Below are 20,290 nucleotides of genomic sequence, written 5' to 3' on the forward strand. Positions count from 1 at the left end.
GGCCTGAACCACCCCGAGATTGTTCGCGACCAACGAGATGTGCTTCAATGGCATTGCGTTCAATGGGCTGGCTGGATTTGTCATGAGATCGATGCTTGCGGCAACACTGATGTTTGCGGCTGCCACAGGCGCGAACGCCCAGATGACGACGCCGCAGATCCCCGGCACCAAGCCGAAGACGGTCCAGACCGTTCCGATCCGCCCGCCCGCACTTCAAACAGCGTCGGAAACCGCAGATGCCATGGCGCAGGCCGAACGCCTGTCGCTCCAGTCCGACCTCGCCTGGGTCGGCCAATATAACGGCGCCATCACCGGCGACGTCAGCGAGCGCATGGTCAATGCCATCAAGGAGTACCAGAAGAACAAGGGCGGCAAGCCGACCGGCGTGCTCAATCCGCAGGAGCGCGCCGCGCTTGCCGAGACTGCGCGGCGGAAACAGGACAGCGTCGGCTGGAAGATCGTGATGGAGCCGACCAGCGGCGCCCGGCTCGGTATTCCCGGCAAACTGGTGCCGCAGCAGGCGACCGACGCCACCGGCTCGAAATGGACCTCGCCGACCGGAACGGTGCAGGTGCTGCTCAGCCGGCGCAAGGAGGCGAACCCCACTACGGCGAAGCTCGCGGACGCCGAGAAGAAGGAGCCGGCCGGCCGCAAGATCGACTACACCGTGGTGAAACCCGACTTCTTCGTGCTGTCCGGTCTCCAGGGCCTGAAGAAATTCTACGTGCGCGGCACCTTCAAGGGCGACGAGGTCCGCATCATGACGATCCTCTACGACCAGGCGACCGAGAACACGGTCGAGCCGGTCGTGATCGCGATGTCGAGCGCGTTCAATGCGTTTCCGTCGGGACCGCAAGCCGGACCGGCACCGCGCAAGACCGTCGAATACGGCACCGGCATCGTCGTCAGCGACGACGGCGCGATCCTCACCGACCGCCTCGTCACCGACAGCTGTCTTGCGATCACCATCGCCGGCTACGGCAGCGCCGATCGTCTTGCCGAGGACAAGGAGCACGATCTCGCGCTCTTGCACATCTACGGCGCCCGCGGCCTGAAGCCGCTCAGCCTCGCTGGCGGCGGAGCGAAGACGAATGTCGACGTCATCGGCATCGCCGATCCGCAAAGCCAGGGCGGCGCGGCCGGGGTCTCGAGCGTCAAGGGCGCGCTGGCGCCGGTCACGAGCAGCGATTCCGCACTGTCGCCGCCACCGGCGGTCGGATTTTCCGGCAGCCCCGCGATCGACGCCGACGGCAAATTCGCCGGCATCGCGCTGCTGAAGCCGGCGATGGTGGCGGGACCCGCGACGTCGGTGCCGGCATCGCAGGCCGTGATGGTCTCAGCGGAGACGGTGCGCGATTTCATGAAGGCCAACGACGTCACGGCGAACGGCACGTCAACGGATGCGAAGGCGGCCGTCGTCCGTGTCATCTGCGTGCGGAAGTAGCCGGGCGACCATCACAATCTCTCGTGTCCATCGGCGCACATCGCACGTACGACTACGGGTCCAGTAATGGTACGGATTAGCTGGCATTCCCGATTCCGCCATCATTGTTACCGTTGATTCGGACTTCCGCGATCCCTTTGGATCGGGCCGGCACGTCCTGAGCGAGAAGAGCTCAGCATCCAGAAGCGATGCACGTTCGCGTGGCGTATTCCTGACCCAGGCACTCCAAAGGATTTATCTTCCATGCACACGATCGTACTGGCCACCCAAAAGGGTGGCAGCGGCAAGAGCACGCTTGCCATCGGCCTCGCGCTGGCGGCCAAGCAGGCCGGCTTCACCGTCCGCCTGATCGAGACCGACCCGCAGGGCACCCTGTCCAACTGGCTGCGCCGTCGCACTACCGAGGATCTCGTGGTCGAGCCGATCTATCACGCCGCCGACATCGGGCCTCGCCTGAACATGCTGGCTGACAGCGGCCTGCAGCTTGCGATCGTCGACACCGCGGCCGGACTCAGCGCCGCGACCACCGCTGCGATCCGCCATTCCGACCTCTGCCTGATCCCGGCCCGCCCGAGCGTCGCCGACATCGAGGCGACCGCCTCGACGCTGAGCGTCGCGCGCGCCTGGAAGCGGCCCTACAGCTTCGTGCTGAACCAGACGCCGATCCGCGGCCAGCGCATCGACAATGCCGCCAACACGCTCGCTGAGGAAGCTGCGCTCGATCTCACCGAGGTGCTCGCGCGTCCGCTGATCGCGATGCGCAACGACCACCAGGATTCACTCGCCAGCGGCCACGCCGTCAGCGAATTCGCGCCGAACGGCAAGTCGGCGGATGAGATCCGCGGCCTCTGGCAGTGGATCGAGACCCGGCTCGAGCTCAGCGCCACGACCAATGTCCTGATCGACCAGGTCATCTCGGCCACGGACGGCATGCTGCATGCCGCCACCGAGCTTGCGGCGGACGAGACCACGATACTGGCGTCCTGAGCGGGGCGATCGCTCAGGCAGCCGGCCCTTCACCATCCGGAAGGCTCCAGCGGCGAAACAATCCGGCCACCAGCCCGGCCGGATTGCTTCGCTTCGCGTTTTTGGGAGACCCCATCCACCCGTCATTGCGAGCGCAGCGAAGCAATCCAGAGTCTTTCCGCGGAGGGATTCTGGATTGCTTCGCTGCGCTCGCAATGACGGCTCCTTCCATCCGGGCTACGGTGCTGCGTCACTTCTGACATTTCCGACACCAGAAGGTCGAACGGCCGTTCTGGTTGAAGCGCTTGATCGTGCCGCCGCAAGCAGGCGTCTTGCAGGTCTCGCCTTCGCGGTCATAGACCTTGAACGAATGCTGGAAGTAGCCGAGCTCGCCTGTGGTCTGGCGATGGTCGCGCAGTGACGAGCCGCCGGCCTTGATGGCGTCGTTCAGCACGGTGTGGATCGCACCGACCAATCTCTTCGCATGGTCTGTCGGCTCGCCCTTCCTGGTCGACAGCGTCGCGGCGATCCGGCGCGGCGACAGATGCGAGCGATGCAAGGCCTCGCAGACATAGATGTTGCCGAGCCCGGCCACCACGCGCTGGTCGAGCAGCGCGGCCTTCAGGCTCGTGGTCTTGCCTTCGCAGGATCGCGCCAGCATCGCGGCATCGAATTCGTTGCCGAGCGGCTCGGGGCCGAGGCCGCGCAACAGCGGCTCATCTTCGAGCGCGTTGCGCGCGATCACTTTCATGTAACCGAAGCGGCGCGGATCGTTGAAGACGATGTCGGCGCCCGAGGACATCCGAAACAGCACGTGGTCATGGGTGGTGTCTTTGCCACGCGGATAGTGAAACTCGCCAGGTGCGGCCTCATTGTCCGGTTTGATGACGCGAAACGAGCCCGACATGCCCAGATGCATCAGGAGCACGTCGCCGGAGGCCAGATCGGCCATGAGATATTTTGCGCGGCGGCCAAGGCCGGTGACGACCTGCCCCTGGAGCCGGGCCACGAAATCCGGCTGGAACGGAAAGCGCAAGTCCGGCCGGCGGGCCTCCGCGACGACGATTTTCGCACCCTCCATGACGGGCTGAAGGCCGCGGCGGACGGTCTCGACTTCGGGCAATTCAGGCATGGTTCAGGCATTCACCTTATGAGGGCGGTGTGATAGCGCCATTGCGGCGGGCACGCTATGGTCCGCCTCGTGGAGTAGAGTAATGGATCGGCCGGGCGAAACCACGCATTTTGGCTTCAGGGACGTTCCCCTGGGGGACAAGCAGACGCTGGTGAACGATGTGTTTCACAGCGTTGCGTCGCGCTATGACCTGATGAACGACCTGATGTCCGGTGGCCTGCACCGGGTCTGGAAGGACATCATGATCAACGCGCTGGATCCGCCGAGGGGCGACCGGCCGTTCGCGTTGCTCGACGTCGCCGGCGGCACCGGTGACATTTCGTTCCGCGCCGCCAAGGCGGGCGGCCCCGGCTTTCACGCCACGGTCTGCGACATCAATTCCGACATGCTTGCCGTGGGCCGCGAGCGCGCCGCCAAGCGCCATCTCGAGACCCAGGTCGATTTCGTCGAAGGCAATGCCGAAGCGCTCGCTTTTGCCGACCGCAGCTTCGACGCATATACGATCGCTTTCGGCATTCGAAACGTGCCGCAGATCGACCTGGCGCTGCGCGAGGCCTATCGCGTGCTGAGGCCCGGCAGCCGCTTCCTGTGCCTGGAGTTCTCGACCGTCGAGATGCCTGGCCTCGACAAGCTCTATGACCTGTTCTCGTTCAAGGTGATCCCGCCGCTCGGCCGCATGATCACGGGCGATGCCGAATCCTACCAATATCTCGTCGAATCGATCCGCAAGTTTCCCAAGCCCCACGCCTTCGCCGACATGATCCGCGACGCCGGCTTCGCCCGCGTGAACTGGCAGATATTGTCCGGCGGCATCGTCGCACTGCATTCGGGCTGGCGTTTGTGATTTCTGCCATCACCCACACTGCGCGCCTGATGCGCGCTGCGTTCGTGTTCGCGCGCGAGGGCGTGTTCGGCTCCGTCGATCCGAGCCTGGTGCCGCCGCCCGGGCAGCTCGCGCTGAAGCTTGCGCGCATCATCGAACGGCGCGGTCCAAAGCACGGACCGCGACTATCGCGCGCGCTGACCCGGATGGGCCCGGCCTATCTCAAGCTCGGGCAGTTTCTGGCCACGCGCCCCGACGTCGTCGGCTTCATCATGGCGCGCGATCTGGAAAGTCTCCAGGATCGCCTGCCGCCGTTTTCGCAGGAAGAAGCGGAAGCAGCGATCGCGACCTCGCTGGAGCGCCCGCTGAAAGATGTGTTCACGAGCTTCGGCCCGGCGGTCGCCGCCGCTTCGATCGCACAGGTGCATCGCGGGGAAGTCCTGCGCGACGGCATTTCCAAGTCGGTCGCGGTCAAGGTGCTGCGGCCCAACGTCGCCTCGCGCTTCCGCCGCGATCTCTCCGATTTCTTCTTCGTCGCGTACAAGGCCGAGGCCTATTCGTCCGAGGCGCGGCGCCTGCGCCTCATCGAGGTCATCAACACCATGTCGCGCTCGGTCGCGATGGAGATGGATCTGCGGCTGGAAGCCGCGGCGCTGTCGGAGATGGCGGAGAACACCCGCGACGATCCTGATTTCCGCGTGCCGACCGTCGATTGGGACCGCACCACGCATAACGTGCTGACGATGGAGTGGATCGACGGCATCGCGCTGAACGATCACAAGCGCCTGAAAGAAGCCCAGGTCGATCTGCCCGATCTCGGCCGCAAGGTGATCCAGAGTTTTCTGCGCCACGCGCTGCGCGACGGCTTCTTCCATGCCGACATGCATCCCGGCAATTTGTTCCTGGACGATACCGGCCGCCTCGTCGCGGTCGATTTCGGCATCATGGGCCGGCTCGGGATGAAGGAGCGGCGCTTCCTCGCCGAAATCCTGCTCGGCTTCATCACGCGCGATTATCGCCGCGTCGCCGAGGTGCATTTCGAAGCGGGCTACGTGCCTGCGCACCACTCGGTCGAGAATTTCGCGCAAGCGATCCGCGCCATCGGCGAGCCGATCCACAACCGCACCGCCGAGGAGATCTCGATGGCGCGGCTGCTGACGCTGCTGCTCGAGGTCACCGGCCTGTTCGACATGACGACACGGCCCGAGCTGATCCTGCTGCAGAAGACCATGGTGGTGGTCGAAGGCGTCGCGCGCGTCTTCGACCCCAGGCTCGACATCTGGAAGGTCGCCGACCCCGTGGTGCGGGAATGGATCGAGCGCAATCTCGGACCGATCGGCCGGGTGCAGGGCGCGATTTCCGGCGGCGGCGATCTCGCCCGCGTGCTGATGCGCCTGCCCGACATCGCGCAGCGCTCGGTCGCCGTGCTCGAGCAGCTCGAGACCATGACGCGGGAGGGTATCCGGCTGTCGCCGGAGAGCATCGCGGCGATGGGCCGCAGCGAGGGCCGCAAGAACCGCTGGCGCACCGTGGCGCTCTGGATCATCGCCGCGACCTTCATCGGGATCCTGATCGCCGTCCGGAATCTATGATTGCACTGCAATCATGTGAATGATAGCATCGCTATCATTCCGTGCTGGAGGGGCGTCATGGCAAGCCTGACCATCCGCAAGCTCGACGAGGGTGTCAAAACCTATCTGCGGCTGCGTTCGGCCAAGAACCACAGGTCCGTCGAGGAAGAGGTCCGGGTCATCCTGCGGGAGCTGATCGAGGGCCGTGAGGAGCCGCTGACGCCGTTTGCGGTGCCGCCGGCGGCATCCACCGCTCCGGTGCCTCAGCGCACCGGTGCCCTTCCCGAAGCCAGCGTCACCCTGATCATCGGCGGCGGGATCGCGGCCTTTAAATCGCTCGACCTGATCCGGAGGCTGAAGGAGCGGCGCATCGAGGTCCGCTGCGTGCTGACCAAGGCCGCGCAGCAATTCGTCACGCCGCTCTCGGTCAGCGCCCTCTCGCATGAGCGCGTCTATACCGACCTGTTCGATCCCCAGAGCGAGTTCGACGCCGGCCATATCCGCCTGGCGCGTGACTGCGATTTGATCGTGGTCGCCCCCGCCACCGCCGACCTGATGGCCAAGATGGCGAACGGCCATGCCGACGACCTCGCCAGCGCCATCCTGCTCGCGACCAACCGCAAGGTGCTGCTGGCGCCGGCGATGAATCCGCTGATGTGGAACAACGCGGCGACGCGTCGCAACGTTGGCTTGCTCCAGCGCGACGGCGTGGTGCTGATCGGGCCGAATTCCGGCGAGATGGCCGAAGCTGGCGAAGCCGGCATCGGCCGCATGTCCGAGGCAATCGAGATCGCCGCCGCCACCGAGCGCCTGCTGCGGCCGCCGGTGCCGCGTCCGCTTGCGGGCAAGCGCGTGCTGATCACTGCGGGCCCTACCCACGAGCCGATCGATCCGGTGCGCTACATCGCCAACCGCTCCTCCGGCAAGCAGGGCTTTGCCATCGCCGCTGCCGCACAGGCCGCCGGCGCCGAGGTGATCCTGGTGAGCGGCCCGGTCGATCTTGGGGACCCCCAGGGCGTGACGGTGAAGCATGTGGAATCGGCGCGGCAGATGCTGGAGCAGGTGCAGGCGGCCCTTCCCGCCGACATCGCGATCTTCGCCGCCGCGGTCGCCGACTGGCGTGTCGCCAATGAAGGCGAGCAGAAGCTGAAGAAGACCTCGGCCGGCATGCCGCCGCTTCAGCTGGTCGAGAACCCCGACATCCTCGCCACGATCTCGAAGCTGACCGACAAGCGCCCGCCGCTTGTGATCGGCTTCGCCGCCGAGACCGAGCACCTCATCGACAACGCCAAATCCAAGCTTGCCCGCAAGGGCTGCGACTGGATCGTCGCCAACGACGTCTCACCGGCGACCGGCGTGATGGGCGGCGACCGCAACACCGTGCATTTGATTAGTCGCAGGGATGGAGAGATTGCAGTTGATTCCTGGCCGGCGATGACCAAGGAACAGGTCGCCATCGAACTGGTCGCGCATGTCGCAAGGAGCGTGACCGACAAATCCCTGGAGTCCGCATCTTGAGCACCAAGGTCACCGTCGAACTGCAGCAGCTCGCCCACGCCGACGGCCTGCCGCTGCCGGCCTATCAGACGGCGGAGGCCGCCGGTCTCGATCTGATGGCCGCGGTTCCGGACAGCGAGCCGCTGACGCTTGCATCCGGCCAATATGCGCTGGTGCCGACGGGACTTGCGATCGCGTTGCCGCCCGGGCACGAGGCGCAGGTGCGGCCGCGCTCGGGGCTTGCCGCCAAGCACGGCGTCACGGTGCTGAATTCGCCCGGAACCGTCGACGCGGACTACCGCGGCGAGATCAAGGTGATCCTGATCAACCACGGCGCGGCCCCCTTCGTGATCAAGCGCGGCGAGCGCATCGCGCAGATGGTGATCGCGCCGGTGGTGCAGGCCGCGCTGGTTCCCGTGGCGACCTTGTCTGCGACCGATCGCGGCGCCGGCGGCTTCGGCTCGACCGGCCGCTAACGCACGGTAACTCCAACCGAATCACCGCAGAATTACGTGAACCGGGAACCGCGCACCCGGCATTTTTGTAAGACCGCCTTTGCGTTCACGATCTGGACTCTTACCGCTGGAGTCGCGGTGAGGGTATTGTCGTTTGATTCGCGCGCGACGGGGGTCGCCGCGCGCAAATTCGTGCGATCTTGGGGCAACTATGTCAGGCGTGATCGTGTCGATGCGTCGGACGCTGCTGTCGTGCACATCGCTCGTGCGCAACGGCCTGATCGGGAGCGCTCTCGCGGCGCTGCTGCCGGCTGCGCCGGCTGAGGCCGCCGACTTTGTCGACACACTCTCGGAATTGCTGGACTTCAACCGGCAGGAACTCGCGGTGCTCGCCACCGCGCTGGCGCTGCTCGGCTTCTCGGTGGTGGCCGCGATCCTGTTGATGCGCACGCGCGTGCGCACGGCGAACAGCGAGGCGCGGCTGCGCGCGCGGATCGGGGAACTGCAACTCCAGGCCGACCGTTTCGGCGCGCTGCTGTTCGCCGAGCCGCAGATCCTGATCTCCTGGCCGGCCGGTGACCATCGCGCGCAGATTTCCGGCGACATCTCGATGGTGCTGCCGCGCGACTCCTCCCCGCAGCGCGTGCTCGCCTTCGGAACCTGGCTGCCGCCGGAACCCGCCCTCCAGATGGACCACGCCGTGGATGCGCTGCGCGACCGCGGCGACGGGTTCCAGCTGACGCTGACCACCGCGCATGGCCATACGTTGGAGGCCATCGGCCGCGCCATCGGCGGCCAGGCCATTGTCAGGATTCGCGAACTCTCGGGCCTCCGCCGCGATCTGGCCGAGACCAATCTGCGTTACAAGGCGCTCTCCGACGAGACCGAGATGCTGCGCGGCTTCGCTGCGGCGGCGCCCTGGCCGATCTGGGCCAAGAGTGAGAACGGCGCGCTCACTTTCGCCAACCCGGCCTATGTCCGTGCGACCGAGGCTGCGAACTTCAGAGACGCCCAGGAGCGCAAGCTCGAGCTGCTCGACAGCGCCGACCGCAGCGCGATGGAACGGGGACTGAAGGACGCGACCAATTTCACCTCCCGGCTGCCGATCGTGATCGGCGGCGAGCGGCGCATCTACGACGTGCGCGGCGTCAATGTCGGCAGCGGCAGCGTCGGCGTCGCGATCGACGCCAGCGAGGCGGATGCGCTGAGCTCGGCGCTGGTGCGGATGGCGGAGGCGCATCGCCGCACGCTCGACCAGCTCTCCTCCGGCGTCGCCGTGTTCGACGGCCAGCGGCGCCTCGCCTTCTACAACGATTCTTACCGCCGGCTGTGGGACCTCGACCGCTCGTTCCTCGACGCCGATCCCGATGATTCCAGCGTGCTGGACCAGCTCCGTGCCGCGCGAAAACTGCCGGAGCAGCCCGACTTCCGCGCCTGGAAGGCCAAGCTGCACGAGGCGTATCGCGCGGTCGAGGCCGCCAAGGACACCTGGTACCTGCCTGATGGCCGCGCCCTCTCCGTCGTCACCACGCCGAACCCGGAAGGCGGCGTCACTTATCTGTTCGACGACGTCACCGAGAGCCTCGAGCTCGCCCGCCGCTTCGACGGCATGATCCGCGTCCAGCGCGAGACGCTGGACAGCCTCGCCGAGGGCGTCGCGGTGTTCGGCAGCAACGGCAAGGCGCAGCTGTTCAACCCGGCCTTCGTCCGGATGTGGAAGCTGTCGAGCGACGCGATGCGCGACGAGCCGCACATCCAGACCGTCGAAGGCTGGTGCCATCAGCTGTTCGACGACCCCGTGGTCTGGCGGCAGATCCGCGAGGCCGTCACCTCGATCGAGAGCCGCGCCGACGTGCCGCTGAAGCTGGAGCGCAAGGACGGCAGCGTGCTCGACGGCATGATCCGGCCGCTGCATGACGGCGCGACCATGCTGACGTTCCAGGACATCACCGACACCGAAAACGTCGAGCGCGCGCTGCGCGAGCGCAACGAGGCGCTGGAGACCGCCGACCAGATGAAGGTGGATTTCGTCCACCACGTCTCCTACGAGCTGCGCTCGCCGCTCACCACCATCATCGGTTTTGCGCATTTCCTCAGCGATCCCTCGACCGGACCGCTGACGCCGAAACAGGCCGAATATCTCGACTACGTCACCAAATCGACCAACGCGCTGCTGGCGCTGACCAACAACATCCTCGATCTCGCCACCATCGACGCCGGTGCGATGAAGCTGGAACTCGGGCCGGTCGACGTCAGCAAGGCCATCGAGCTCGCCGCCGAAGGCATCCAGGACCGGCTCGCCACCGACCGTATCCGCCTGAAGGTCGAGATCGCGCCCGATATCGGCAGCTTCATCGGCGACGAAAAGCGCGTGGTGCAGGTGCTCTATAACCTCCTCGCCAACGCCGTCGGGTTTTCTCCACAGGATTCCACCGTCGGCCTCAGCGCGCGCCGCACCGAGCACAGTGTGGTCTTCACTGTGACAGATTCCGGGCCTGGAATACCTGCCGACATGAAGGACAAGGTGTTCAACTGGTTCGAAAGCCGCTCGCAGGGGTCGCGTCACCGCGGCGCCGGGCTCGGCCTGTCGCTGGTGCGCTCCTTCGTCGAGCTGCATGGCGGCAAGGTGCGGGTGGATTCGATCGTGGGCAGGGGCACGGTCGTGATCTGCGACTTCCCGACCGACCGGGCGGCGCATCGCGACGCCGCCGAATGAGCGCGCCAACCACATTCTCCGTCGCGCTTCACAACGAGACGGCCACCGCGCAACTGATGGCCGATCTCGCGCTGCTGGTCGGCCCGGGCGATGTCATCACGCTCACGGGCGACCTCGGCGCCGGCAAGACCGCGGCCGCGCGCGCCATGATCCGCTACCTCGCCGCTGACGACGCGCTGGAAGTGCCGAGCCCGACCTTCACCCTGGTGCAGGGTTATGAGCTGCCGCCGTTCCCGGTCATGCATGCCGACCTCTACCGGGTCGAGGACGAGAGCGAGCTCGAGGAGATCGGGCTGTCGCCGCTGCCGGACGCCACGCTTGTCCTGATCGAATGGCCGGAGCGTGCGCCGTCGGCGATGCCCGCGGATCGCATCGACATCGCGCTCACGCATCGTCCGGCTCTCGGCTCGAATGCGCGCGCGGCCGACATCACCGGTTACGGCAAGGGCGCAGCCCAGGTCGCGCGTCTGAAGGCGCTGCGCGAATTCCTCGACGCATCCGGCTATCTCGACGCGACGCGGCGGCGCATGAACGGCGACGCCTCGACACGCTCCTACGCGCGGCTGGTGCGCGACGACGAGATCGTCATCCTCATGAACTTTCCGCAGCGCCCCGACGGCGCGGCGCTCTATAACGGAAGATCCTACAGCGCCGCGGTGCATCTCGCCGAGAACGTCAGGCCCTTCGTCGCCATCGACGAAGGCCTGCGCGCACAAGGAATCTCTGCGCCCGCGATCCATCACTGCGATCTCGACCAGGGCTTCCTCATCACCGAGGATTTTGGCAGCGAAGGCGTGATCGAAGGCGACCCGCCGCGCCCGATCGCCGAGCGTTACGAGGCAGCGACCGATGTGCTCGCCGTGCTGCACGGCAAGACGCTGCCGGAGACGCTGCCGCTGGACGGGCAGACCTACGCCATTCCGGTCTTCGACGCCGAGGCGATGCTGATCGAAATCGGATTGATGCCGGAGTGGTATCTGCCCGATCGCAACGCGCCACTGAGCGAGGCGAAGCGCGCGGAATTCCTTGCGATGTGGCGCGAGCTGCTGAAGAAGCCGCTGGCCGCGCCGAAGACGTGGATCATCCGCGACTTTCACTCGCCCAATTTGATCTGGCTCGGGATGCGCACCGGCATCGAACGCGTCGGCGTGATCGATTTCCAGGACACCGTGCTGGGGCCACGATCCTACGACGTGGTGTCGCTGCTCCAGGACGCCCGCATCGACGTGCCCGAGAATCTCGAGCTGACGCTGTTGTCGCGCTACATCAAGGCGCGCCGCGCCGCCGATGCGAGCTTCGATCCGGCCGGTTTCGCCGAGCTCTACGCCATCATGTCGGCGCAGCGGAACACCCGCCTGCTCGGCACCTTCGCCCGGCTCAACCGCCGCGACGGCAAGCCGCATTACCTGCGCCACCAGCCGCGGATCTGGACCTATCTCCAGCGTTCGCTGGCGCATCCCGCGCTCGCCCATTTGCGCGACTGGTATCTTGCCTGCGTCCCGCCGCCCCAAGGGCTGCCTGAAGGCTGATTCGGGCCCGATTTACCGGCTGTTAGCCAAGACGTCGGTATTCTGGCGGCGAGGCAGCCGGATACTTGCCGGGCTGGAGCGGGACAGATGGCGGTAAAGACGGACCAGCGCGGCAACAGCCGGGTTGTTTTCGAACGCGGAATTCCGGCCCAGATGATGGGGATCGACGGCACGTGGCGGCGCGACTGCACCATGGAAGACGTCTCCGAGAGCGGCGCCAAGCTGACCATCGACGGTTCGGTCGAGGGCCTGCATCTGAAGGAATTCTTTCTCCTGCTGTCGTCCACCGGACTCGCGTACCGGCGATGCGAGCTGGCCTGGGTCAATGGCGACCAGATCGGCGTCAATTTCCTCAAGCTCGGCGACAAGAAGAAAAAGGCCCGTTCCGCATCCGTCGGGGCGTAACGGCCACACCCGTCGCACAACCGTCACGGCGGGTGGTTAAGGCGGTTGAGATGCGGTGCGGCTGAATGAGGGCCGTGCTAGGATTGCTGCGAACGCGAATTCCAAGGGCAATTTCGAGCGTAATTCCGAGCGTAATTTCAGGGGTTCTGAGTCCCCGAGGCTGAGAAAGACGAGTCTGAGAAGGCAAACGATGTCCGTCAAACCGACCAAAGCCATGGTGCTCGCCGCAGGGTTCGGCCTGCGCATGCGTCCGTTGACGGACAAGATGCCGAAGCCGATGGTGCCGGTGGCGGGCCAGCCCCTGCTCGACCACGTGCTCGACAAGCTCGGCCAGGCCGGCGTGACCGAGGCGGTGGTCAATGTGCACTACCTGCCGGACCAGATCATCGATCACGTCGCATCGCGCCAGCAACCGCGCGTCACCATTTCGGACGAACGCGATCAGGTGCTCGGCACCGGCGGCGGCGTGGTCAAGGCGCTGCCGCTGCTCGGCAACGCACCGTTCTTCCATGTCAATTCCGACACGCTGTGGATCGACGGCGTGCGCTCCAACCTGACGCGGCTCGCCGAAAACTTCGATCCCGCACGGATGGACATCCTGCTCTTGATGGCGCCGACGGCGACCAGCATCGGCTATAGCGGCCGTGGCGATTACGGCATGCTGCCCGACGGGGCCTTGCGCAAGCGCAAGGAGAAAGAGGTCGTTCCGTTCGTCTATGCCGGCGCGGCGATCCTGTCGCCCTCGATCTTCGCCGATGCGCCGCAGGGCGAGTTCTCGCTGACCAAGATGTTCGACCGCGCCAACGAGCAGGAGCGCCTGTTCGGCCTGCGCCTCGACGGCGTCTGGATGCATGTCGGCACGCCTGACGCGGTACATGCCGCGGAAGAGGCGTTTCTGGAGAGCGTGGCGTAGGGCTTCCCGTCATTCCGGGGCGCGCGTAAGCGCGAACCCGGAATCTCGAGATTCCGGGTTCGATGCTTCGCATCGCCCCGGAATGACAGTGGGAGAGCGGGGACGAATTCACCTCCGCCCATGACCATTTGAGTCCGCCTCCCTATATTGCCTGATCCTTCGAATCAGGCAGCCGATGCGCGTTTTCAGTGTTCCCATCTCAGTTCCGTTCCTGCGCACGGTCGTCACGGCCCTGCTCGACGGCCGGCTGGTCGAGGGATTCGCGGCGCGCAAGGATCCGGCGCGGCTTGCGGACGCAACGCTCTACCTGCCGACCCGGCGCGCCATGCGCGTCGTGCGCGAGATCTTTCTCGACGAGATGAAGGCGGACGCCGTCGTGCTGCCGCGCATCGTCGCGCTCGGCGACATCGACGAGGACGAGCTCGCCTTCGCCGATGAAGGCGAGCAGTTCGCGAGCGCCACGCCGCTCGACATTCCGCCCCGGCTCGGCGAGCTCGAACGGCGGTTGACGCTGGCGCAGCTCGTCGCGGCCTGGGCCAAGGGCCCCGTGCTGTCGCCGCTGGTGGTTGGCGGCCCTGCCTCGACGCTGGCTCTCGCCGGCGACCTCGCGCGCCTGATCGACGACATGGTGACGCGCGGCGTCGCGTGGAGCGCGCTCGATGGCCTGGTACCGGACCAGCTCGATCGCTACTGGCAGCACTCGCTGGAATTCCTGCGCATCGCACGCATCGCCTGGCCCGGCCATCTCGCCGAGATCAACCGGATCGAGCCCGCGGCGCGGCGCGATCTCCTGATCGCGGCGGAAGCGAGGCGCCTGACCGCGCATCCCCATGGACCCGTGATCGCGGCCGGCTCAACCGGCTCGATGCCGGCCACGGCGAAATTCCTGCATGCGGTCGCCTCGCTGCCGCATGGCGCGGTGGTGCTGCCGGGGCTCGACACCGATCTCGACGAGGACGCCTGGCGAACCATCGGCGGCGTCCGCGATGCGCTCGGCAAGTTCGCGGAGCATCCGGCGTCGAACCATCCGCAATATGCCATGCATGCGCTGCTGGAGCGGTTCGGCATCAAGCGTGGCGACGTCGAGCTGCTTCATCCGCCTGCAGAAGGCGGTCGCGATCTGCTCGCGTCGGAATCGATGCGGCCCTCGGCCAAGACGGAAGTTTGGCACGACCGGCTGAAGCAGCCGGATGTCGCGGCAAAGATCGCCGGCGGCATGACGAGGCTCGCGGTCGTCGAAGCCCCCAATCCTGAAATGGAAGCGCTGGCGATTGCGATCGCGATGCGCGAGGCGCGGCACCTCGACAAATCGGCGGCGCTGGTGACGCCGGACCGCGCGCTGGCGCGCCGGGTGATGGCTGCGCTCACCCGATGGGATCTCGCCTTCGACGATTCCGGCGGCGACGTGCTGATGGAAACGTCCGCCGGCGTTTTTGCGCGCCTGGCGGCCGAAGCGGCGACCAAGGGATTGGAGCCGCCGACGCTGCTGGCGATGCTGAAGCATCCGCTGTGCCGGCTCGGCCGGCTGCCTGGCGCATGGAAGGCAGCAATCGAAGGCCTGGAGCTCGCCGTCCTGCGCGGCACGCGCCCGCCTGCGGGCACGGCCGGCCTGTTGCGTGAATTCAACCGCTTTCGCGAGGAACTGGCAAAGTTGTGGCGTAGCGAGGTCTCCGCGCTCCACAAGGCCGAGCCGCGCGCACGTCTCAAGGCGGAGGACCTCGATCGCATCCAGGCCCTGATCGATGTCTTGCGACAAGCCTTGGCGCCGATCGAGAGTCTCGCGTCATCAAAGCCATATGACTTCACCGAGCTCGCGCATCGGCATCGCGAGATCATGATCGAGCTGTCGCGCGACGAGCAGGGCATCCCGCTGGCCTTCGAGGAGCGCGAGGGCCTCGCGCTCGCCAGTGCCTTCGACGATCTCCTGCGCGGCGGAACGACCAGCGGTTTGATGGTTCCGCAGCCAGATTACCCCGACGTCTTCCAGACTGCGTTCGGCGATCGCGCGGTGCGGCGGCGAGATAGACCGGGGGCGCGGCTCCAGATCTACGGCCCACTGGAATCGCGCCTGATGCAGGCCGACCGGATCATCGTCGGCGGCCTGATCGAGGGCGTCTGGCCGCCGGCGCCGCGCATCGATCCCTGGCTGAGCCGGCCGATGCGGCACGAGCTCGGCCTCGATCTGCCGGAGCGACGCATCGGCCTCTCCGCCCACGACTTCGCGCAACTGCTCGGCGGAGATGAGGTGATCCTCACCCATTCCGCCAAGGCCGGCGGCGCGCCGGCAGTGGCTTCGCGCTTCCTGCACCGGCTGGAGGCGGTTGCGGGCGACGATCGCTGGAAGGCGGCCATTCGCGCCGGCGAGAAATACGTGCAGTTCGCCGATGCGTTGGACCAGCCCAACGAGGTCAGGCCGATCAAGCAACCCGAACCACGGCCACCGCGCGCGACACGGCCGCTGAAGATGTCGGTGACCGCGATCGAGGACTGGCTGCGCGATCCCTACACGATCTACGCCAAGCACATTTTGCGGCTCGACGCGCTCGATCCCGTCGACATGCCGCTGTCGGCCGCCGACCGTGGCTCGGCGATCCACGATGCGATCGGCGAATTCACGGAAAGCTATGCCACGCGCCTGCCCGATGATCCCGCCCGCGTGCTGCGCGCGATCGGCGAAAAACACTTCGCGCCGCTGATGGAGCGCCCCGAGGCGCGCGCGCTGTGGTGGCCGCGCTTCCAGCGCATCGCGCGCTGGTTCGGCGAATGGGAGACGGCACGGCGCGACGTGGTCGAGGCGATCACCGCGGAGACTCGCGGCGAGATCTCGATCACGCTCGACAATGAACGCAGCTTCCGCCTCTCCGCCCGCGCCGACCGCATCGAGCGGCGCCAGGGCGGCGGCTACGCCATTCTCGATTACAAGACCGGCCAGCCGCCGACCGGCAAGCAGGTCCGTATGGGCCTGTCGCCGCAGCTCACGCTGGAGGCGGCGATCCTGCGCGAGGGCGGCTTTCCCGCCATCGATGCCGGCTCATCCGTGAGCCAGCTCGTCTATGTCCGCCTCAGCGGCAACAATCCGCCGGGCGAGGAGCGCATCCTCGAGCTCAAGTTCAAGCAAGGCGACGAACCGCAGCCGCCGGATATTGCTGCCGCTGAGGCCCGGGCCAAGCTGGAAGCGCTGATCCGCGCCTTCGAGGACGAGAACCAGGCCTACACCTCGCTGAACCTGCCGATGTGGTCCAACCGCTACGGCACCTATGACGACCTCGCCCGCATCAAGGAGTGGTCGGCGGCCGGCGGATTGGGGATCGAAGAATGGTAAAGGCGCCACGCCCCATCCCCGACGAGGTGCGCGCGCGACAGGCGCGTGCATCCGATCCGACCGCATCGGCCTTCGTGTCGGCCAATGCCGGCTCGGGCAAGACGCACGTGCTGGTGCAGCGCGTGATCCGCCTGCTGCTGTCCGGCGTTCCCCCGGAAAAGATCCTCTGCATCACCTTCACCAAGGCCGCCGCCGCCAACATGGCCGAGCGCGTCTTCACCACGCTCGGCCATTGGGTGACGCTGGACGACACCGCGCTCGATGCGGCGATCCGTGCCGTCGGCATCCCGCATCCCAACGCAAAACTGCGGCGCGAAGCGCGAAAACTGTTCGCCTGCGCGCTGGAGACGCCCGGCGGACTGAAGGTGCAGACCATCCACGCGCTGTGCACCCGCCTGCTCCAGCAGTTTCCGTTCGAGGCCAACGTGCCGGCGCGCTTTTCCGTCATCGACGAGCGCGACCAGACCGACATGATGGAACGCGCCAATCTGAAGGTGCTGCTGGAGGCCGCGCGCGATCCGGAGACGATCACCGGCCGCGCGCTGCTGACCGCGATGGCCAGCGCCGCTGACGTCACCTTCAAGGAGGTCGTGCGCGAGGCCTGTCTGAGCCGTGATCATTTCATGGCCTGGACCGATGAAGCCGGCAACGCGGAAGCGGCTGCCGCGCAGATGGCGGCGGTGCTGGGCGTTGACGCTGGCGATCGCATCGAGGACGTCGAGACGGAGATTCTCGACGGTCCGTTCCTGCCGCGATCGCGCTGGGACGACATCGCTCTCGCGCTTGATGGCGGCAACAAGACCGAGAAGGACCAAGCCGATTGCTTACGTTCGGCAAAGGCGTTCTCGGGCAGCGCGCAAGTTGATGCTTATCTCGGCGTCTTCCTGACCGATGAAAAGAAGCAACCGCGCAAGACGTTGCTAACCAAGCAGTTCTGCAAAGATTATCCGTCCGTCGCTCGCCTGTTCGAAAACGAGGCACAGCGGCTCGACGCGCTTATCGAGAAGCGTCGCGCAGTCACCGTGCGTGACCGCACGGCGGCCCTGCTGCATATCGCGACCGCGGCGGCCGCGAACTACCGGCGCGAGAAGCAGGAGCGCGGGCTGCTCGACTACGACGATTTGATCGACAAGACGCTGGCGATGCTGAACCGCGTCTCCTCGGGCTGGGTGCATTACAAGCTCGACCGTGGCGTCGACCACGTGCTGATCGACGAGGCCCAGGACACCAGCCCGCGGCAATGGGACATCGTCGCGCACATCATTTCCGAGTTCACCGCGGGCGAAGGCGCGCGCGAGGGGCTGAACCGCACCATCTTCGCCGTCGGCGACGAAAAGCAGTCGATCTTCTCCTTTCAGGGTGCCCAGCCCCGAGAATTCGACGCGCGCCGGCGCGAGTTGCACCGCAAGTTCACCGCCGCCGGGCTGAAATTCGATCCGGTCGCCTTCACCTATTCGTTCCGCTCGGGCGCGGCGATCCTGCATTCGGTCGACCACGTCTTCCGCGACCCCGCGATCTACAAGAGCATCCATTCGGTCGAGATCGGCCATCCCCTGCACAATGCGCTTGCCGATGCAGCTCCCAGCGTGATCGAGCTGTGGGACCTGGCTGAAGCCGACGATCGGCAGGACATCGAGGGCTGGCGCGCCCCGTTCGACGGCGTCGCCGTCACCAGCCCCGAGGTCAAGCTCGCCCGCCGCATCCAGGCCGAGATCAAGCGCCTTGTCGAAAGCGGCACGCTGACCGGACATGAAGGCGAACGCCGGCCGCTGCGCTACGGCGACATGCTGATCCTGGTCCGCCGCCGCGGCAACGCGTTCGACGCCGTGATCCAGGCGCTGAAGCACGCCAACGTGCCGGTCGCCGGCGCCGATCGGCTGAAGCTCACCGAGCACATCGGAATCATCGATTTGATGAACCTCGCCGATGCGCTGCTGCTGCCGCAGGACGATCTCGCGCTCGCGGTCGCGCTGAAGAGCCCGCTGTTCGGACTCGATGACGACGATCTGTTTCAGCTTGCCCATGGCCGCAAGGGCTCGCTGCGCCGGGCGCTCGGAGAGCACGCATCGACGAGAGAGACGTTCGCCACGGCACTGCGCCGGCTTGAAGCCTGCGAGATGCGTGCGCGCGAGGAGACGCCGTTCGCCTTCTACGCCTGGCTGCTCGGCGGCGACGGCGGCCGCGCGCGCATCCTGCGCCGGCTTGGCCACGAGGCCAATGACGCGCTCGACGAGTTCCTGGAGCTGGCGCTGAACTACGAGCGCAAGGCGCCGGCCTCGCTGCAAGGCTTCATGGCCTGGCTGCGCTCGGCCGACACCGAAGTGAAGCGCGACATGGAAATCTCCCGCGACGAGGTGCGGGTGATGACCGTGCACGGCGCCAAGGGCCTGGAAGCCTCGGTCGTGTTCATGGTCGATACCACGTCGTCGCCCGCGGACTCGCAGCGAGTGCGGCTGATCAACGTGCCGCGCGGCAATGGCGGCGAGGTGGTGGTGTGGGCCGGCCGCAAGGCGGACGATCCCAAGCCGGTCGTCGAGGCGCGCAAGGCCATGCTCGAGGAGACCGAGGACGAATATCGCCGCCTGCTCTACGTCGCGATGACGCGCGCGGCCGACCGGCTGATCGTCGGCGGCTGCATGCCCGGCAATATGAGGACGGTCCGCAAGCTGAGCTGGTACGATTTGGTCGACACCGGGCTCACCGGCTCGGGCTTGGAGAAACAAACGGTGGAGACGCCGCTCGGCAAGGTGACGCGATTCGCCCGGCTGGAGGACGCCGTTGCCCTCGGCACGCCCGCGACATCCGTAGACCAGACGATCGCGTTGCCGGACTGGCTGCGGACGCCGGCACCGCGCGAGACGCTGGACGACGATGCCGTGCGCCCCTCGGGCCAGTCTGCGGAGGAAGGCCGCGTGGTGCGATCGGGCGAATCGGTGCAGTCGCGCGCGCTCGCGCTGCAACGCGGCACGCTGGTGCATCGGCTGCTCCAGTCGCTGCCAGACATCGGCCCCGAGCGCCGGCGCGAGGCCGCGCTCGGCTTTATGGCGCGCAACGCCTCGGACTGGGCGGAGGCCGACCGCACCGCGCTGGCCGACAAGGTGCTCGCGCTGATCGCCGAGCCGCGCTTTGCCCCGGTCTTTGCCGCCGGCAGCCGGGCCGAGGTCGCCATCGTCGGCCGGCTGGAGCGGCCGGGCCGCGCCCCGGCGCTGGTATCGGGGCAGATCGACCGGCTGGTCGTTCGTCCGGACGAAGTCCTGATCGTCGATTTCAAGACCAACCAGGCGGCGCCCAAGAGCGCGGCCGAGGCGCCCGCGGCCTATGTCCGGCAGCTCGCGCTGTACCGGGCGGTGCTATCGAGGCTTTATCCCCAAAAGCCTGTCAGGGCCGTCCTGCTCTGGACCGAGGCCCTTGAATATATGGAGATTTCAGCCCCCGCGCTGGACGCGGCGCTGGCATCCCTTCATCTCAGTGTGAGCGTCCTTGACCCGGCAAGGGGCCGTTCATAGGTTGACGGCAT

General features: G+C 66.6%; 13 protein-coding genes. 12 read left to right on the forward strand and 1 reads right to left on the reverse strand.

The annotated features are described in order from the left end of the window. Nucleotides 1-82: 82 nt before the first annotated feature. Together A3M7_RS0127660 and A3M7_RS0127665 are read left to right on the forward strand one after the other, a co-directional pair. Nucleotides 83-1,444 carry a serine protease gene (locus A3M7_RS0127660; protein WP_027546837.1) on the forward strand — a complete coding sequence of 454 codons (1,362 nt, stop codon included), beginning with the start codon at nt 83-85 and terminating at the stop codon, nt 1,442-1,444. Between the two features lie 243 nt (nt 1,445-1,687). Then, on the forward strand, nt 1,688-2,431 hold the full coding sequence (locus tag A3M7_RS0127665; RefSeq protein WP_027546838.1) for a ParA family protein: 744 nt from the start codon (nt 1,688-1,690) through the stop codon (nt 2,429-2,431). Nucleotides 2,432-2,660: 229 nt separating this feature from the next. Here A3M7_RS0127665 and mutM read toward each other — a convergent pair whose 3' ends face one another. Then, a complete protein-coding gene (gene mutM, locus A3M7_RS0127670; RefSeq protein ID WP_027546839.1) occupies nt 2,661-3,542 on the reverse strand; it encodes a bifunctional DNA-formamidopyrimidine glycosylase/DNA-(apurinic or apyrimidinic site) lyase in 882 nt (293 codons plus the stop codon). 82 nt (nt 3,543-3,624) lie between these two features. Between mutM and ubiE the strand changes: the two genes are divergently transcribed. The 10 genes from ubiE (at nt 3,625) to addA (ending at nt 20,279) form a co-directional block, all read left to right on the forward strand. Continuing rightward, complete coding sequence (gene ubiE, locus A3M7_RS0127675) at nt 3,625-4,386, forward strand: bifunctional demethylmenaquinone methyltransferase/2-methoxy-6-polyprenyl-1,4-benzoquinol methylase UbiE (RefSeq protein WP_027546840.1); 762 nt, start codon at nt 3,625-3,627, stop codon at nt 4,384-4,386. After that, entirely contained in the window at nt 4,383-5,957 is a 1,575-nt protein-coding gene (gene ubiB, locus A3M7_RS0127680; protein WP_027546841.1) for a 2-polyprenylphenol 6-hydroxylase, read from the forward strand. Before ubiE ends, ubiB begins: the two co-directional genes overlap by 4 nt. A 57-nt stretch (nt 5,958-6,014) precedes the next feature. Continuing rightward, a complete protein-coding gene (coaBC, locus tag A3M7_RS0127685) occupies nt 6,015-7,454 on the forward strand; it encodes a bifunctional phosphopantothenoylcysteine decarboxylase/phosphopantothenate--cysteine ligase CoaBC (RefSeq protein WP_027546842.1) in 1,440 nt (479 codons plus the stop codon). Then, nucleotides 7,451-7,909, forward strand: a complete 459-nt coding sequence (gene dut / locus A3M7_RS0127690; protein ID WP_027546843.1) for a dUTP diphosphatase — start codon at nt 7,451-7,453, stop codon at nt 7,907-7,909. The genes coaBC and dut overlap by 4 nt, the downstream gene beginning before the upstream one ends. A 190-nt stretch (nt 7,910-8,099) precedes the next feature. Then, nucleotides 8,100-10,604 carry a PAS domain-containing sensor histidine kinase gene (locus tag A3M7_RS0127695; RefSeq protein WP_027546844.1) on the forward strand — a complete coding sequence of 835 codons (2,505 nt, stop codon included), beginning with the start codon at nt 8,100-8,102 and terminating at the stop codon, nt 10,602-10,604. After that, complete coding sequence (gene tsaE, locus A3M7_RS0127700) at nt 10,601-12,133, forward strand: tRNA (adenosine(37)-N6)-threonylcarbamoyltransferase complex ATPase subunit type 1 TsaE (RefSeq protein WP_027546845.1); 1,533 nt, start codon at nt 10,601-10,603, stop codon at nt 12,131-12,133. Before A3M7_RS0127695 ends, tsaE begins: the two co-directional genes overlap by 4 nt. Nucleotides 12,134-12,220: 87 nt before the next feature. Further along, the gene (locus A3M7_RS0127705) at nt 12,221-12,538 is read left to right on the forward strand and encodes a PilZ domain-containing protein (RefSeq protein ID WP_027546846.1); all 318 of its coding nucleotides are present in this window, start codon (nt 12,221-12,223) and stop codon (nt 12,536-12,538) included. Nucleotides 12,539-12,728: 190 nt separating this feature from the next. Beyond that, nucleotides 12,729-13,451 (forward strand): nucleotidyltransferase family protein, encoded by a 723-nt coding sequence (locus A3M7_RS0127710; RefSeq protein ID WP_027546847.1) that lies wholly within the window; start codon nt 12,729-12,731, stop codon nt 13,449-13,451. Nucleotides 13,452-13,626: 175 nt separating this feature from the next. Beyond that, complete coding sequence (gene addB, locus A3M7_RS0127715; protein WP_027546848.1) at nt 13,627-16,773, forward strand: double-strand break repair protein AddB; 3,147 nt, start codon at nt 13,627-13,629, stop codon at nt 16,771-16,773. After that, on the forward strand, nt 16,767-20,279 hold the full coding sequence (gene addA / locus A3M7_RS0127720) for a double-strand break repair helicase AddA (RefSeq protein ID WP_027546849.1): 3,513 nt from the start codon (nt 16,767-16,769) through the stop codon (nt 20,277-20,279). Before addB ends, addA begins: the two co-directional genes overlap by 7 nt. Nucleotides 20,280-20,290: the final 11 nt, after the last annotated feature.

Source organism: Bradyrhizobium sp. WSM2254 (assembly GCF_000472645.1).
GTDB classification, from domain to species: Bacteria; Pseudomonadota; Alphaproteobacteria; order Rhizobiales; family Xanthobacteraceae; genus Bradyrhizobium; species Bradyrhizobium niftali.

What these genes read in the sequence shown, in the direction of transcription:
- A3M7_RS0127660 (WP_027546837.1), top strand. Translation starts at nt 83, where the DNA reads ATGAGATCGATGCTTGCGGCAACACTGATGTTTGCGGCTGCCACAGGC.
- A3M7_RS0127665 (WP_027546838.1), top strand. Translation starts at nt 1,688, where the DNA reads ATGCACACGATCGTACTGGCCACCCAAAAGGGTGGCAGCGGCAAGAGC.
- mutM (WP_027546839.1), bottom strand. Translation starts at nt 3,542, where the DNA reads ATGCCTGAATTGCCCGAAGTCGAGACCGTCCGCCGCGGCCTTCAGCCC.
- ubiE (WP_027546840.1), top strand. Translation starts at nt 3,625, where the DNA reads ATGGATCGGCCGGGCGAAACCACGCATTTTGGCTTCAGGGACGTTCCC.
- coaBC (WP_027546842.1), top strand. Translation starts at nt 6,015, where the DNA reads ATGGCAAGCCTGACCATCCGCAAGCTCGACGAGGGTGTCAAAACCTAT.
- A3M7_RS0127695 (WP_027546844.1), top strand. Translation starts at nt 8,100, where the DNA reads ATGTCAGGCGTGATCGTGTCGATGCGTCGGACGCTGCTGTCGTGCACA.
- tsaE (WP_027546845.1), top strand. Translation starts at nt 10,601, where the DNA reads ATGAGCGCGCCAACCACATTCTCCGTCGCGCTTCACAACGAGACGGCC.
- A3M7_RS0127705 (WP_027546846.1), top strand. Translation starts at nt 12,221, where the DNA reads ATGGCGGTAAAGACGGACCAGCGCGGCAACAGCCGGGTTGTTTTCGAA.
- A3M7_RS0127710 (WP_027546847.1), top strand. Translation starts at nt 12,729, where the DNA reads ATGTCCGTCAAACCGACCAAAGCCATGGTGCTCGCCGCAGGGTTCGGC.
- addB (WP_027546848.1), top strand. Translation starts at nt 13,627, where the DNA reads ATGCGCGTTTTCAGTGTTCCCATCTCAGTTCCGTTCCTGCGCACGGTC.
- addA (WP_027546849.1), top strand. Translation starts at nt 16,767, where the DNA reads ATGGTAAAGGCGCCACGCCCCATCCCCGACGAGGTGCGCGCGCGACAG.